The organism is Bradyrhizobium sp. B097, assembly GCF_038957035.1.
In the GTDB taxonomy this organism is placed as follows: Bacteria; Pseudomonadota; Alphaproteobacteria; order Rhizobiales; family Xanthobacteraceae; genus Bradyrhizobium.
This window is the reverse complement of the sequence record NZ_CP152412.1, coordinates 6,386,638-6,400,424: the sequence shown is the minus strand read 5'-3', so window position 1 is coordinate 6,400,424 and position 13,787 is coordinate 6,386,638. Positions and strand designations below refer to the sequence as shown.

Here is a 13,787-nt window from a genome sequence, read left to right as displayed (position 1 = left end):
TATTTTTTGTTCAAGCGGGGCGCATAAGAGCACGTAATTCGGCAATCGCAAAGGCGATATCGGCCGGGGTCACGGGGGAAACGCGTTGCGACTGGTGCGTTGCAGCAATCGCGCGACGCGCGCATGTGAGCCGCTTCGCTGCGTGGGAGTTGCCACCGAACACGACGGTATTATTGACAATCGAATGACCCGACGGACCGGCACAGGGGGGCCGGCCGGCCCGCCGGATCATTCGATCGGCCGCTGCAACGGCTATTCGGCGCTCGCCACCAGCTTGAAGCGCGGCTTGGCTTCCATCAGGCTGCGATAGGCGGCGAGATAGTCGAGCGCCATCCGGCGCGCGGTGAAGCGGGTCTCGAACTGCTTGCGGATCGCGTCGCGGTTGAGCGTCGAGAGCCGGCCGACCGAGGAGATCGCGCTGATCTCGTCCTCGACGATGAAGCCGGTCAGGCCATCCTCGATGATCTCCGGCACCGAGCCGCGGTTATAGGCGATGACGGGCGTGCCGCAGGCCATCGCTTCGATCATCACAAGGCCGAACGGCTCCGGCCAGTCGATTGGAACCAGCAGCCCGATCGCGCCGCTGAGAAAATCCGGCTTCTCGCGGTCGCTGATCTCGCCGATGAACTCGATCAGCGGATTGTTGGTGATCAGCGGCTTGATCAACTCGTCGTAATATTCCTGGTCGGCGCGATCGACCTTGGCTGCGATCTTCAGCGGAATGCCGCAGCGGGTCGCGATCTTGATCGCGCGATCGACGCCTTTCTCCGGAGCGATGCGGCCGAGCACGGCGAGATAGGTTTGCTTGGCTGGTTGCGGCGTCAGCAAATTCTCCGGCAGGCCGTGATGGATGGTGCGCACCCAGTGCGCCTGCGGCACCGGCCGCCGCTGCGCATTGGAGATCGAGATCACCGGGATCTTGGAGAAGGTGTTGAAGACGGGCTGGTGCTCCGGCAGGTCGAGCCGTCCGTGCAGCGTGGTCACGAACGGCGTCGGCTGCCGCGAGAACGCCGACCACGGATAGTAGTCGAGATGGAAATGCAGGAAGTCGAACTCGTCGTCGTCGGCCTTCTGCCGGACGCGCTCCAGCATCACCATGTGCAGCGCATTGGGGTCGCGGACGGAACCGTCGAGGCGCAGTGCCTTCGGCCAGGTCGCATCGAGCTTCGCGGAGGTCTGTGAATCGCCACTGGCGAACAACGTCACGTCATGTCCAAGTGTTACAAGTTCTTCGGTCAGCCAGTGCACGACCCGTTCGGTGCCGCCGTAGAGCTTGGGGGGAACAGCCTCCGTCAGCGGGGCAACCTGCGCGATGCGCATTTCTCCGTCTCCTGTTGGTAATGTGGATGGGACCCTCAGCCCTCTGATGGCAGCGACATGCCAATGACGGGAACGTTCTCGCACGTGCGAGGTTCCTTAGGTGTGGGAGATCTGCCGCTTCTTTCTTCCATCACACTGTGGTCTTGCTGATGCCATCTCGCTCCAACACGTTTTTGCCGACGCCAGCGTTGCAAAATTGTCGCGCAGTGATGGCTGCATCGAGCAATCCCACCGCCGCCCTTCGCGTCATCGTGCACGAGAGCTTCGACTAAAATTTTCTCGTTCACCTTCAACAGCTTTTGCAGGACGTCATGGACCATCTGTCAGGCTACGCGCATCGCCCGTTCCCCTTTGTGCTGCGCTATCTGCGCCGGCGGCTTCCGTCGCATGTTGTGATTTTGTCGGCCGTCGTCGCGGCGGTTGCCTGCTCAGTAGGCACGCAATACGGCGTGAAGAATCTGGTCGACGCCTTGTCGGCAGGGCCGTCGGCCGCAAATGGCGTATGGCTGGCATTCGCTCTGCTCATGTCGCTGATCGCCGCCGACAACTTCCTGTGGCGGATCGCGAGCTGGACCGCGAGCTACACTTTCGTCAGCGTCAGCGGCGACCTTCGCCGCGACATGTTCCGCCATCTCACCGGCCACGCGCCGAGCTATTTCACGGACCGCCTGCCGGGCATGCTGACCAGCCGGATTACGGCGACGTCGAACGCCGTGTACACCGTCGAGAACATGTTCGTATGGAACGTGTTGCCGCCTTGCATCGCGACCTTCGCGGCGATCACCCTGGTTGGAACCGTCAGCGTGACAATGTCAGCAGTGCTGATCCTGATCGCGGGAACCATGGTGGTGGCCATGTTCCGCATGGCCGCCGCCGGCAGGCCGCTGCATGACGATTTCGCCAATAGGGCGGCGGCCGTGGACGGCGAAATGGTCGACGTCATCAACAACCTGCCGCTGGTGCGCGCGTTCTGCGGCCTCGGCTATGAGCACGACCGCTTCGATGCGACCGTCAATCGGGAACTCGTCGCGCGCGGCCGTTCCCTGCGCTATCTCGAAAAGCTTCGCCTCGTTCACGCCGGCGTGACCGTCATTCTGACGATCGCGATGCTGGCCTGGGCTCTCAATCTCTGGCAGCAGGGCGCGGCAACGACCGGCGACGTCGTGCTGGTCTGCACGCTCGGCATCTCGATCCTCAGCGCCACCCGCGATCTCGCCGTTGCGCTGGTCGACGTCACCCAGCATGTCGCCCGCCTGACCGAGGCGCTGGCGACGCTGTTGCAGCCGCACGAGCTGAAGGATCATCCAGAGGCCGAGGTGCTGGTGAAAAGCGGCGCGGCGATCGCCTTCAACAATGTCTCGTTCCGCTATCCCGGCGGCTTGCAGGTGTTCGAGCGCTTCAGCCTGCGCATCCAGCCCGGCCAGCGTGTCGGACTGGTCGGCCAATCCGGCGGCGGCAAGTCAACACTGTTTACCCTACTGCAGCGCTTCTACGACGTCGAGCAGGGCAACATCACGGTCGACGGCCAGGACATCTCGCGCGTCACCCAGCAGAGCTTGCGCGCGGCGATCTCGGTGGTGCCGCAGGACATCTCGCTGTTCCACCGCTCGATCCTGGAGAACATCCGTTACGGCCGGCCCGATGCCACCGACGACGAGGTGCGGCGGGCGGCGATCGCCGCGCGCTGCGACTTCATCGAGACCTTGCCCGATGGCATGAACACCATCGTCGGCGACCGGGGCGTCAAGGTCTCCGGCGGCCAGCGCCAGCGGATCGCGATCGCGCGCGCCTTCCTGAAGGACGCGCCGATCCTGTTGCTCGACGAGGCCACCGCGGCGCTCGATGCGGACTCCGAGGAGGCGATCCGCGAGGCGTTGTCGCGGCTGATGCGCGGGCGTACGGTGGTGGCGATCGCGCACCGCCTCGCGACGCTGCGCAGCTTCGACCGCGTGCTCGTGCTGCAGGGCGGCCGGATCGTCGAGGACGGTCCGCCCGATATCCTCGTGAAGGGAAGGGGTCCCTACCGCGACCTGGTCGCGCGCGAGATGGGCCGTCTCTCCACCAGCGCCGCCTGACCCCGCGTCATCAAGCGCGGTCTTGCGTTCCGGTGCGTTCGTTCGAGCCAGGATTCGAGCCAACAGTCAGGCCGAGAGTCGGGCCAAGCCAAGTCGCCAGAGGTTCAGATGGCAGCTGACGTCGTTACGCAGATCATCACTGCTCGCATCACTGAGCACGTCGCCGAATCGCCGTTCTACATTCCGATGACCGGGCCCGCGGCGCGGCCGCGGCGCTCGCTCAAGCATGACGACACCTTCATCGTGCTCGACAGCCATGGCGATATCGGCGCTTCGGCGGGCGGGCCGGATGGCCTGTTCAACGCCGACACGCGGTACCTCGCGCGGCTGGAGATGGTGCTGGAGGACGTGCAGCCGCTGCTGCTCGGCTCCAACATGCGCGACGACAATTCGGCGCTGACGGTCGATCTCACCAATTCCGACGTCTATCGCGACGGCCGTCTGACCTTGCAGAAGGACACGCTGCACATCGTGCGCTCGATCTTCCTGTGGCGCGGCACCGCCTATCAGCGGATCGGCCTGCAGAACCACGGCGAACACGTAGCGAGCTTCGATCTGACGCTGCTGTTCGACAATGATTTCGCCGATTTGTTCGAAGTGCGCGGCGAGCGGCGGCCGCGCCGTGGCATCGGCTCGAGCAAGCTGCTCGGCCCGACCGACGTCGTGCTGGAATATTGCGGCCTCGACGAGCAGACGCGGATCACCGCGCTGCATTTCGATCCGCGGCCGACCCGGCTGTCGGTCAACGCCGCGACCTATCATTTCGACCTCGAGCCGGGGCAGGTGACGTCGCTGTTCGTCGCGGTCTCTTGCAACAAGCCGATCATGCAGAAGCCGGCGCCGTTCTTCCGCGGGCTGCTGGCGCATCGCCGCGAGATGCGGACTTCGTCGGCCGGCGCGGCCAGCATCGAGACCTCGAACAACATCTTCAACGAGGTGCTGTGCCAGGCGATGGCCGACCTCAATATGCTGATGACGGAGACGCCGCAGGGCCGTTACCCCTATGCCGGCATTCCCTGGTATTCGACGACCTTCGGCCGCGACGGGCTGATCACCGCGCTGCAAATGCTGTGGGTCGATCCGCGGATCGCGAAGGGCGTGTTGAAGCGGCTCGCGCTGTTCCAGGCCAAGGCGGTCGATCCTTTGTCCGATGCAGCGCCGGGCAAGATCCTGCACGAGATGCGCGGCGGCGAGATGGCGGCGCTGCGCGAGGTGCCGTTCGCGCATTACTACGGCAGCGTCGATTCGACCCCGCTGTTCGTGCTGCTCGCCGGGCTCTATCTGGAGCGCACCGGCGACGTGGAGACGTTGCGCGAGTTGTGGCCGGCGGTCGAGGCCGGGTTGCAATGGATCGACGGTCCGGGCGATCCCGATCGCGATGGGTTCGTCGAGTATCAGCGCGCCACCGAGGAGGGGCTGCGCAATCAAGGCTGGAAAGACTCCTTCGACGCCATCTTCCACGCCGACGGTACGCTTGCCGAAGGCAATATCGCGCTCGCGGAAGTGCAAGGCTACGTGTTCGCCGGCAAGCAGCTTGCCGCGCAAGCGGCGCGGCGGCTCGGGTTTGCCGACAAGGCTTTGAGGCTCGATGCGGAGGCCGAGCGGCTGCGTGAGCGGTTCGAGGCGGCGTTCTGGTGCGAGGAGCTTGGCACCTATGCGCTCGCGCTCGACGGCGCCAAGCAGCCGTGCAAGGTGCGCACGTCGAATGCCGGACAGACCTTGTTTTCCGGCATGGTGCGCGAAGACCGCGCGCGGCGGGTTGCCGCCGACCTGATGAGCCAAAGGTTCTTCTCGGGCTGGGGCATCCGCACCGTCGCCGCGGGCGAAGCGCGCTACAACCCGATGTCCTATCACGACGGCTCGATCTGGCCGCATGACAATGCGCTGATCGCACTCGGATTTGCCCGCTACGGCCTGAAGCATTCGGTCGCGCATCTGTTCAAGGGCCTGTTCGACGCCGCGAGCTATATGGAGCTGCGGCGGTTGCCGGAGCTGTTCTGCGGCTTCCGACGCGAGCGCCGGCGCGGCCCGGTGCTCTATCCGGTGGCCTGCGCGCCGCAGGCCTGGGCGAGCGCGACGCCGTTCACGCTGCTGGAGGCCGCGCTCGGGCTGGAGTTCGACACCGCACGCGGCGAGATCCGCTTGCGCGATCCGCGGCTGCCGGATTTTCTCAACGACGTGGTGCTGCGCGACCTCAGGCTCGGCGCGTCCAGCGTCGATTTGCGGCTGCGCCGTCACGGCGACGAGGTGTCACTCGAAGTGTTGCGCACGCGCGGCCAGATCCAGGTGTCGATCGTGCTGACGCATTGAGCGTCGTCGCACGCTGCGCGCGGCGAAATCGTGGGGAGAGGTAGGGGAGAGGTATATGCGTCCGAGGATCATGGTGATGCTGGTTGGAGCGGCGCTGCTGACATGCGCGGGTGTCCGCGCCGCCGACGACGAAGGCAAGACGCCAGCGGCCCAGGCGCCGTCAGCAACTCCTGCGCCGCCAGCATCCGCTGCACCGAAGGAGCAGGCCAAGGAACCGTCAAAGGAACAGTCGCCGCCGCCTTCGGTGACCGTGATCGGCGCGCGCGATGCGCACGGCATTCTCGGGCGCGACGTGCGCAGTTCCGCCAATGAGGACATGGGCCGCATCGTCGACGTCATCGTCGACCGCGACGGCAAGGTCCGCGCCGCGGTGATCGATTTCGGCGGCTTTCTCGGGGTCGGCAGCCGCAAGATCGTCGTCGATTGGAACGCACTGCGCTTCGCCGGCGTTTCCAGCAAGAGCGACAGCATCACGCTGGACCTCAACAAGCAGCAGGTGAGCGCTGCGCCCGAATACAAGGAAGATACGCCGCTGATCGTGCTTGGCGCGGCCGGCAGTCTTCATCCATGGGATTACGAACATTAGGGGGCTAAAGCTGGTCGCGCGCCCGGACTCTGCCTTCGAGACGGTTGGCGACGATCGTGGCGGGCGATCAGCCGGCGGCACCAAAATTGTGCCGCTTGTTCCCGGTCAGCCCAGTCCCGAGGAACCGCGCACGCCGTCGCGCGAAAGCCAGCGCGGGCTCGACTGGTTCATCTTCTTCCTGGCCGACGTGCAAACCGGCTTCGGCCCGTTCATCGCGGTCTATCTGACGACGCAGAAATGGACCCAGGTCGAGATCGGCTTCGTGCTCTCGATCGGCGGCATCATTGGCCTCTTGGGCCAGGTGCCCGGCGGCGCGATCGTCGATGCCGCACGCTCGGAGCGGGTCGTCGCGGGCTGGGCGGTGGCCGCCATCGGCGCCGCCGCGCTGGCCTACGCGGTCTGGCCGATCTTTCCGGTGGTGACGCTCGCCGCGACACTGCACGCGCTCGCAAGCTGCGTGCTGGGTCCGGCGATCGCCGCGATCAGCCTCGGCCTGGTCGGGCCGCTGGCGATCGGCGAGCGGCTCGGCCGGAATGCCCGCTTTGCCTCGCTCGGCAGCGGCTCGGCCGCGGCGCTGATGGGCGCCTGCGGCTATTTCTTGTCGAGCCGGTCGGTGTTCCTCGTGACCTTCATCCTTGCGATCCCGACGTTGCTGTCGCTGGCGCGGATCCGCGAGCGCGAGATCGACATCGCGCAGGCCCATGGCGAGGTGAAGCGCGAGGTTCCCGACAAACGAGCGACCAGCATCGTCGGTCTGGTGCGGCAGCGGTCGCTTTTGATCTTTGCCGGCGCGATGCTGCTGTTCCAACTGGCCAATGCCGCGATGCTGCCGCTGATGGCGGGCGTCGTCACGACACGGTCGAGCCAATGGGCGCCGGTCCTGATCGCCGCCTGCATCATCGTGCCGCAGGCGATCGTCGCGCTGTGCTCGCCGTCGGTTGGCCGCAAGGCCCAGGCCTGGGGCCGGCGGCCGCTGCTGCTGCTTGCATTTGCCTCGCTCGCGATCCGCGGCCTGTTGTTCGCAACGGTGCGGGATCCCTATCTGCTGGTCATGGTGCAGGTCTTCGACGGCATCACCGCGGCGATCTTCAGCGTCATGGTGCCGCTGATCGTGGCCGACGTGGCGTTCGGCAGCGGCCATTTCAACCTGGCGCAGGGCATCGTCGGAACCGCGGTCGGTGTCGGCGCGTCGCTCAGCACGGTGCTGGCCGGCTATGTCAGCGACAAGCTCGGCAGCAGCACCGCCTTCATGGGCCTGGCCGGCGTCGCCGCGCTGGGGCTGTTCATGATCTGGCTGGTGATGCCGGAGACGCGGCGGACGGCATGACGCAGGCAGGTTTGGCGCCCCGGCACCCTTCCTCATGCATGCGCCGTCATATATGAGTGATTTGCTGGCGGAACGAGCCGATAGTCCCGTGGATTAATCAATCCAAAATCGTGATCTGGTAGGGATCGACGCAGCGCGGGCAGGCATTTCGACCGAGGAATGGCATGGAAAATCGAACGACGACGGCGCAAATCACCCGAGCGATGCGGCGTTGGGGGCCTCCCGCCTTTGTGACCTTCGCGGCGATGGTCACACTTGCGTCATTGACCGGCGGCGTCGCGGCAAAGCAGCAGCGTTCTGCGGCAACGGTCGAGGCGACCGCGCCGCGCGCCGCGGGCGAGCCGATCATGGCGATCGTGTCGATCAAGGCCCAGAAGGTGACCTTCTACGACGCCGACGGCTGGATCTACCGCGCGCCGGTGTCGAGCGGCGTCAAGGGACGCGAGACGCCGGCCGGCGTCTTTGCGCTGGTCGAGAAGGACAAGGACCATCACTCGACCATGTACGACGATGCCTGGATGCCGAACATGCAGCGCATCACCTGGAACGGCATCGCACTGCATGGTGGCCCGCTGCCCGGCTACGCGGCCTCGCACGGCTGCGTGCGGATGCCCTATGATTTTGCCGAGAAGCTGTTCGACAGGACGCGAATCGGGATGCGGGTGATCATCGCGCCGAACGACCCGGCGCCTGAGGATTTCACCCATCCGGCGCTGTTCGTGCCGAACGCCCAGGCCATCGCGGCTGCTCCGGCGCGCGCCGAGACACTGTCCCGCGAAGCCGCGGATGCCGCCAAGGTTGCCGACGAGGCCAAGAAGGCCTCCGTGGCCGCGACCAAGGAAGCTGCACTGTTCACGCCGGCGTCATTGCGCAAGCTGGAAAAGGCCAAGACCCGCGCCGACGCCGAGCTCGCATTCGCCGACAAGACGCTCGCCAATGCCAAGACCGACCAGGCCAAGGCGCGCGCCGAGGATTTGAAGCAGAAGGCCGCCTCCAAGGCCGCGGAAGCGACGACGCAGTTCGAGGCAGCCCAGGGCGACGCCAAGCCGAAGCTTGACGCCGCAGCGGCTGCAAAGGACGCCGCCAAGGCGGCCGAGACCAAGAAGGCCGACACCCAGAAGGCGGCGACCGAGGCGAAGCTCGCGCTCGAGCCGGTCTCTGTCTACATCAGCCGCGCGACGCAGAAGCTTTACGTCCGGCGCAACACCCATAAGCCATGGGCTGACGGCGGCGAGGTGTTCGATTCAAGCATCGAGGTTCCCGTCACCATTCGCGATCCGGACCAGCCGATCGGCACGCATATCTTCACGGCGATGGCGCGCAACGACACCGGCCTGCGCTGGACCGAGGTGACGATCGACGACGGCGACAACGCCAAGAACGCGCTCGACCGCGTCACCATCCCGCAGGATGTGCTGGATCGCATCGCGCCGACCGCCGTGCCGCGCTCGTCGATCATCATCTCGGACGAGCCGCTGAGCGCCGAGACCAACTACCGCACCGAGTTCGTTGCCGTGCTGAGCAACCAGCCCCAGGGCGGTTTCATCACACGCAAGCCGACCCGGCCGATGGAAACCGACGACATGGTTGCGAGCGGGGACGGGGACGGTTTCGGCTTCTTCTCTCAGCGCAGCTGGAATCCTCAGTCGGGTACCCAATACGGCTATCCCCAATACGGCAATCCTCAGGCGCCGACCCAGTACGGCTCCCCGTATTATGGCAATCCTCAATCCGCCAATCCGCGCCGGCGCGGCGGCCAGTACTACTGGCAATCGCAACAGGACTGGTAGCAGGGCGCTGCCGCGGGATCAGTCAGCACTCTGAGCGTCGGACGGCGGCGTGAGACCGTCGTCCGATCGCGTGAGCGCGGTTACGGGCGAGCTTCCAGGATCAGGTTGAACGGCGTTTCCGCCGCGCGGCGGAAGCGTGAGAAGCCACCCTGGCGCGCCACTTCGCGCAGTCTGGTCTCGCCGGCCTGCGCGCCGAGTGCAAGCCCGACCTCCTGGTCCAGCGACGCCGGCGTGCAGATCATCGTCGACGCTGCGTAATAGACGCGCCCGATCGGATTGAGGTTGTCCTCCAGCCGGTCGTTGGCGAACGGCTCGATCAGCAGGCAGGTGCCGTCGTCGGCGAGGGTGGAGCGGGTGTGCTTGAGCGCGCCGACCGGGTCGCCCATGTCGTGCAGGCAATCGAAGAAGCACACCAGGTCGTACTTGTTGGCAGGGAAGTCCTTGGCCGAATGCGTCTGGAAATGAACGCGGTCCGACAATCCCGCCCCCTTCGCAGCTATCCGCGCCGCCTGGATCGAGCCGTCATGATAGTCGAAGCCGTAGAAGGTTGATTTCGGAAACGCCTCCGCCATCAACCGGGTCGAGACGCCGTGGCCGCAGCCGACGTCAGCGACAACAGCCCCCTTCTTCAGCTTGTCGACGACGCCCTCGAGCGCCGGCAGCCATTCCTGCACCAGATAGTGCTTGTAGCTGGTGCGGAAGAACCGGGCCGTGCCGCAGAACAGGCACTCGCTGCGCTTGTTCCAGCCGACGCCCTTGCCGGTCTTGAACGCCTCGGTAATTTTCGGCTCGTCGAGAAATGTCGCGCCGACAAGGCTTCCCACGGCGCCGAGGAAGACCGGGCTCTCCTCGTCGGCGAGCGCGAGCGCCTGCTCGGGCAGCATCGAGAACTTTCCGGTTGCGCTGTCGTACTCGACGTAACCGGAAGCGGCCTGCGCGGAGAGCCATTCCTGAACGTAACGTCCGGCTGTCCCTGTCGCCTTGGCCAGGGCCGCCGCATTCATCGGTCCTTGCTGCGCGAGAGCCTTGTAGAGCCCGAGCTTGTCGCCCAGCAGCATCAGCGAGGCGTTCATCGCCGCGCCCACATCGCCAATCATCTTTCCCATGAATGAATTAAGACGCTCCTCGTTGACGTCCATGATGTTCCTCCATCGCAATTCGGTTTTGCAAAAAGTCTATCATTGCCAATTTCATGTGTGCGCGATCGTCCAGGCAGAAGGCCATGGGCGCGGACATGATCGCACGAAATGGGTTCGGCGGCGCAGGCTGACTGTCACAAAGCGGCTGGGATGCCAGCACGACCGACTTCACAAGCCTGCGAGGCGGGCGCCTTACGCCGCTGCCCGCGGCATGATGAGCCTCCTGTACAGCGCGCCGTAGCAGGCGGCCGACAGGTCCCAGCTGTAGGACTTGGCCATCGCGCTGGCGCGCATGGCGTTGAGGCGATCCTTGGCGCGATAGGCGTCGAAGGCGCGTCTGACGCCGCCGAGGAAGGATTCCGCCGATGGCTGCGCGAACAGGAAGCCGGTCTCGCCGTCGGCGATGGTCTCCGCGAGCCCGCCGGTCTGGTGGCCGATCGGCAGCGAGCCGAAGCGCTGCGCATACATCTGGCTGAGGCCGCAGGGCTCGAAGCGCGACGGCATCAGGGTGAAATCGCTGCCGGCGAAGATCCGGCGCGCCTGCGCGTCGTTGAAGCCGATGATGACGCCGATCGCGTCGGGACGGCGCCGATGCGCGGCCACCAGCGCGTCCTCGATCGCCGGCTCACCGCTGCCGGTGACGACGATCTGTCCGCCGTCCCTGATGATCTCGTCGGCGGCCGACAGCACGAGGTCGACGCCCTTCTGATGCACGAGCCGCGCAACCAGGCCGAAGATCGGCCCGCGCGAGACGGCAAGGCCGAATTGCCGGCGGACATAGTCGGCGTTGGCCTGCTTGCCCTTCCAGTCGCCGGCGCCGAACGGCTGCGCGAGCTGTGCGCAGTGGCGAGGGTCCCAGCTCTCGTCGATGCCGTTGAGGATGCCGGTCAGCTGGTCGGCGTCGGAACGCACGCGCAGCAGGCCCTCCAGCCCGCAGCCGAGCTCGGCGGTGGTGATCTCCCTCGCATAGGTCGCGCTGACCGTGGTCAGATGCGAGGCGTAGACGAGGCCGCCCTTGAGGAAGGACAGCTTGTCGTAGAACTCCAGCCCGTCGATGTGGAATGAGCTTTCCGGTGCGCCGATCCGCCGCAGCGAGTCCCGCGGAAACAGGCCCTGATAGGCGAGGTTGTGGATGGTCAGGATCGACGGAATCCGCGCGTTGCGCCATGCGAGGTAGGCCGGTGTGAGCGCGGCCTGCCAGTCGTTGGCGTGAACGAGGTCCGCTGCCCAATTCTTGTCCAGCGTTCCGGCTGCAAGTTCGGCAGCGGCGGAGGCAAAGCGGCCGAAGCGGATGTCGTTGTCGGGCCAGTCGCGGCCGGACTCGTCGCCATAGGGATTGCCCGGCCGGTCGTAGAGCTGCGGACACAGCAGCACGTAGACCGGCAGCCCGTCCTTGGTCGATGCGCGCCCGAGCGTGCACGCCGGCATCTCGGCAAGCGCCTCGCATTGTCCAACGATTTCAATATGAGTGAACTGTTCGACCACGTCCCGATAGCCGGGAAGCATGATCCTGACGTCGCTCCAGGCGCGGAGCGCCCGGGGAAGTGCAGCGGAAACGGCGCCGAGCCCGCCCACGCGGACGAAATCGTCCATCTCGGTCGTGACGAATAAGACCTTCAACAAGCGCCCTCGTTCCAGCCCGTGACAGGGCTATGCAAGATCGGGTCCAATCTGCCTTTGAGTAAAATGCAAGACGGCCCGCGGTCCCGGTCTGGACGAGACGCTTTCCTGTCAGGGCGGCTCACTTTAGGGTCACGCCGCGCCGAACAATGGAAACGACGAAGCTGGAGGAAGCCTTGGCCACGACAATAGCCGCTGACGATGAGGGGAATTTGACACGGAGCTTTGACGGCCTTCGCGTGCTCGATTTTTCGACCACGATCGCCGGACCTCATTGCACGCGGATGCTCGCCGACATGGGCGCGGAGGTGATCAAGATCGAGCCCGCCGAAGGCGAGACGATGCGGACGCGGCCGCCGATGCGCAACCATTGCTCGACGGCGTTCGGCCAGCTCAATATCGGCAAGAACAGCCTCGTGCTCGACCTGAAGTCGCCGGCCGGCGTCGAGGCCGTGCGGCGGCTGATCGCGACCGCCGACGTGCTGGTGGAGAATTTCCGCCCCGGCGTGATGCGGCGGCTCAAGCTCGACTATGCCTCGATCCGCGACATCAATCCGAAGCTGATCTTCTGCTCGATCTCCGGCTACGGCCAAACCGGCCCGTCGGCGGAATTGCCGGCCTATGCGCCGGTGATCCATGCCGCCTCGGGCTACGAGATGGCGCATCTCGCCTACCAGCCGGGCCGCAGCCGGCCGGATTATTGCGGCATCTATCACGCCGACGTGTTGACCGGGGTCTACGCTTTCGGCGCAATCTCGGCGGCGCTCTATCAGCGCGGTGCCAGCGGCAAGGGCCAGCATATCGACGTCTCGATGCTGGAATCGATGCTAAGCCTGACCCTGAACGAGTTGCAGTGGTCGCAATTCGAGGTGAAGCAAACCCAGCGGCCGATGTTCGGCCCGATTGAAACCATCGACGGCTACGTGATGGTGGCGATCGCCAGCGAGAAGACGTTCCAGAACCTGATGCAGGTGATCGGCCGGCCTGAATGGGTATCCGATCCGCGCTTCGCAAAATATTCCGATCGGCGGGAGAATTGGGCTGTTCTGATGGAGGGCGTCGAGGCGTGGTCGCGGGCGGTCAGCACGCAGGCCTGTCTTGCCGCGCTCAATGAATATGGCGTGCCGTCGTCGGCCTATCGCACCGTGCGCGAGGCGCTCGCCGATCCGCAAATCGCCCATCGCGGTGCACTGGCCGAGGTCGAGGACGGCGGCGGCAGCTTCAAGGTGCTCAATCTGCCGTTCCGGATGTCCGGCGCTGCGGTCGGTGCGCGCAAGCGGATGTCGACGCTCGGCGAGCACACACTGTCCTATCTGAAGGAGATAGGGCTCTCCGACGATCAGATCGCTGGCTTCGCATCGCAACCGGCAAAGACGGCGCGCAGCTAGAACATGATCCGGACCCGGAGGGCCACGTTGGCGCAAAGGGGATGCCGGTCTCCCGAAGGATCGTGCTCAAACAGCTAGACGAGATCATGATGCGGGTCCACGTGATCGCATCGTGATCTGCCTGCGGCTTTTCATCCGTTTTACGCTCTTGTCGCGCGCGGCGATTCCGGACAAGCTGCCGCCCGACGTACGACGATCCGGAACACCGGACGTCGCCCATTCGGGAGGGAGC

Annotated in this window: 9 protein-coding genes; 6 read left to right on the top strand and 3 right to left on the bottom strand. The window is 65.4% G+C overall.

Annotated elements, in window-relative coordinates:
• Positions 1–252 precede the first annotated feature (252 nt).
• On the bottom strand, positions 253–1,320 hold the full coding sequence (locus AAFG07_RS29745) for a glycosyltransferase family 4 protein (RefSeq protein ID WP_342723327.1): 1,068 nt from the start codon (positions 1,318–1,320) through the stop codon (positions 253–255).
• 311 nt (positions 1,321–1,631) lie between these two features.
• Between AAFG07_RS29745 and AAFG07_RS29740 the strand changes: the two genes are divergently transcribed.
• The 5 genes from AAFG07_RS29740 to AAFG07_RS29720 all read left to right on the top strand — a co-directional run bounded on the left by AAFG07_RS29740 (position 1,632) and on the right by AAFG07_RS29720 (position 9,408).
• The gene (locus AAFG07_RS29740; protein ID WP_342723326.1) at positions 1,632–3,395 is read left to right on the top strand and encodes an ABC transporter ATP-binding protein; all 1,764 of its coding nucleotides are present in this window, start codon (positions 1,632–1,634) and stop codon (positions 3,393–3,395) included.
• Positions 3,396–3,503: 108 nt separating this feature from the next.
• Entirely contained in the window at positions 3,504–5,705 is a 2,202-nt protein-coding gene (locus AAFG07_RS29735; protein WP_342723325.1) for an amylo-alpha-1,6-glucosidase, read from the top strand.
• A 55-nt stretch (positions 5,706–5,760) separates the two neighbouring features.
• Positions 5,761–6,291: a PRC-barrel domain-containing protein gene (locus AAFG07_RS29730; protein ID WP_342723324.1), complete on the top strand. Its 531-nt coding sequence runs from the start codon at positions 5,761–5,763 to the stop codon at positions 6,289–6,291.
• A gap of 88 nt (positions 6,292–6,379) precedes the next feature.
• The gene (locus AAFG07_RS29725) at positions 6,380–7,618 is read left to right on the top strand and encodes an MFS transporter (protein ID WP_342723323.1); all 1,239 of its coding nucleotides are present in this window, start codon (positions 6,380–6,382) and stop codon (positions 7,616–7,618) included.
• A 245-nt stretch (positions 7,619–7,863) separates the two neighbouring features.
• On the top strand, positions 7,864–9,408 hold the full coding sequence (locus AAFG07_RS29720; RefSeq protein ID WP_342729276.1) for a L,D-transpeptidase: 1,545 nt from the start codon (positions 7,864–7,866) through the stop codon (positions 9,406–9,408).
• An 80-nt stretch (positions 9,409–9,488) separates the two neighbouring features.
• Here AAFG07_RS29720 and AAFG07_RS29715 read toward each other — a convergent pair whose 3' ends face one another.
• Both AAFG07_RS29715 and glgA read right to left on the bottom strand, forming a co-directional pair.
• Complete coding sequence (locus AAFG07_RS29715) at positions 9,489–10,547, bottom strand: class I SAM-dependent methyltransferase (RefSeq protein ID WP_342723322.1); 1,059 nt, start codon at positions 10,545–10,547, stop codon at positions 9,489–9,491.
• Positions 10,548–10,739: 192 nt separating this feature from the next.
• Positions 10,740–12,167 carry a glycogen synthase GlgA gene (gene glgA / locus AAFG07_RS29710; RefSeq protein WP_342723321.1) on the bottom strand — a complete coding sequence of 476 codons (1,428 nt, stop codon included), beginning with the start codon at positions 12,165–12,167 and terminating at the stop codon, positions 10,740–10,742.
• A gap of 149 nt (positions 12,168–12,316) precedes the next feature.
• On the opposite strand from glgA, the gene AAFG07_RS29705 reads away from it, so the two are divergent.
• Entirely contained in the window at positions 12,317–13,555 is a 1,239-nt protein-coding gene (locus AAFG07_RS29705) for a CoA transferase (protein WP_342723320.1), read from the top strand.
• The last annotated feature ends 232 nt before the right edge of the window (positions 13,556–13,787 follow it).

Excerpts from the sequence above, each read along its gene's own strand:
- AAFG07_RS29745 (WP_342723327.1), bottom strand. The coding sequence starts at position 1,320 with ATGCGCATCGCGCAGGTTGCCCCGCTGACGGAGGCTGTTCCCCCCAAG.
- AAFG07_RS29740 (WP_342723326.1), top strand. The coding sequence starts at position 1,632 with ATGGACCATCTGTCAGGCTACGCGCATCGCCCGTTCCCCTTTGTGCTG.
- AAFG07_RS29735 (WP_342723325.1), top strand. The coding sequence starts at position 3,504 with ATGGCAGCTGACGTCGTTACGCAGATCATCACTGCTCGCATCACTGAG.
- AAFG07_RS29730 (WP_342723324.1), top strand. The coding sequence starts at position 5,761 with ATGCGTCCGAGGATCATGGTGATGCTGGTTGGAGCGGCGCTGCTGACA.
- AAFG07_RS29720 (WP_342729276.1), top strand. The coding sequence starts at position 7,864 with ATGGTCACACTTGCGTCATTGACCGGCGGCGTCGCGGCAAAGCAGCAG.
- AAFG07_RS29715 (WP_342723322.1), bottom strand. The coding sequence starts at position 10,547 with ATGGACGTCAACGAGGAGCGTCTTAATTCATTCATGGGAAAGATGATT.
- AAFG07_RS29705 (WP_342723320.1), top strand. The coding sequence starts at position 12,317 with ATGGAAACGACGAAGCTGGAGGAAGCCTTGGCCACGACAATAGCCGCT.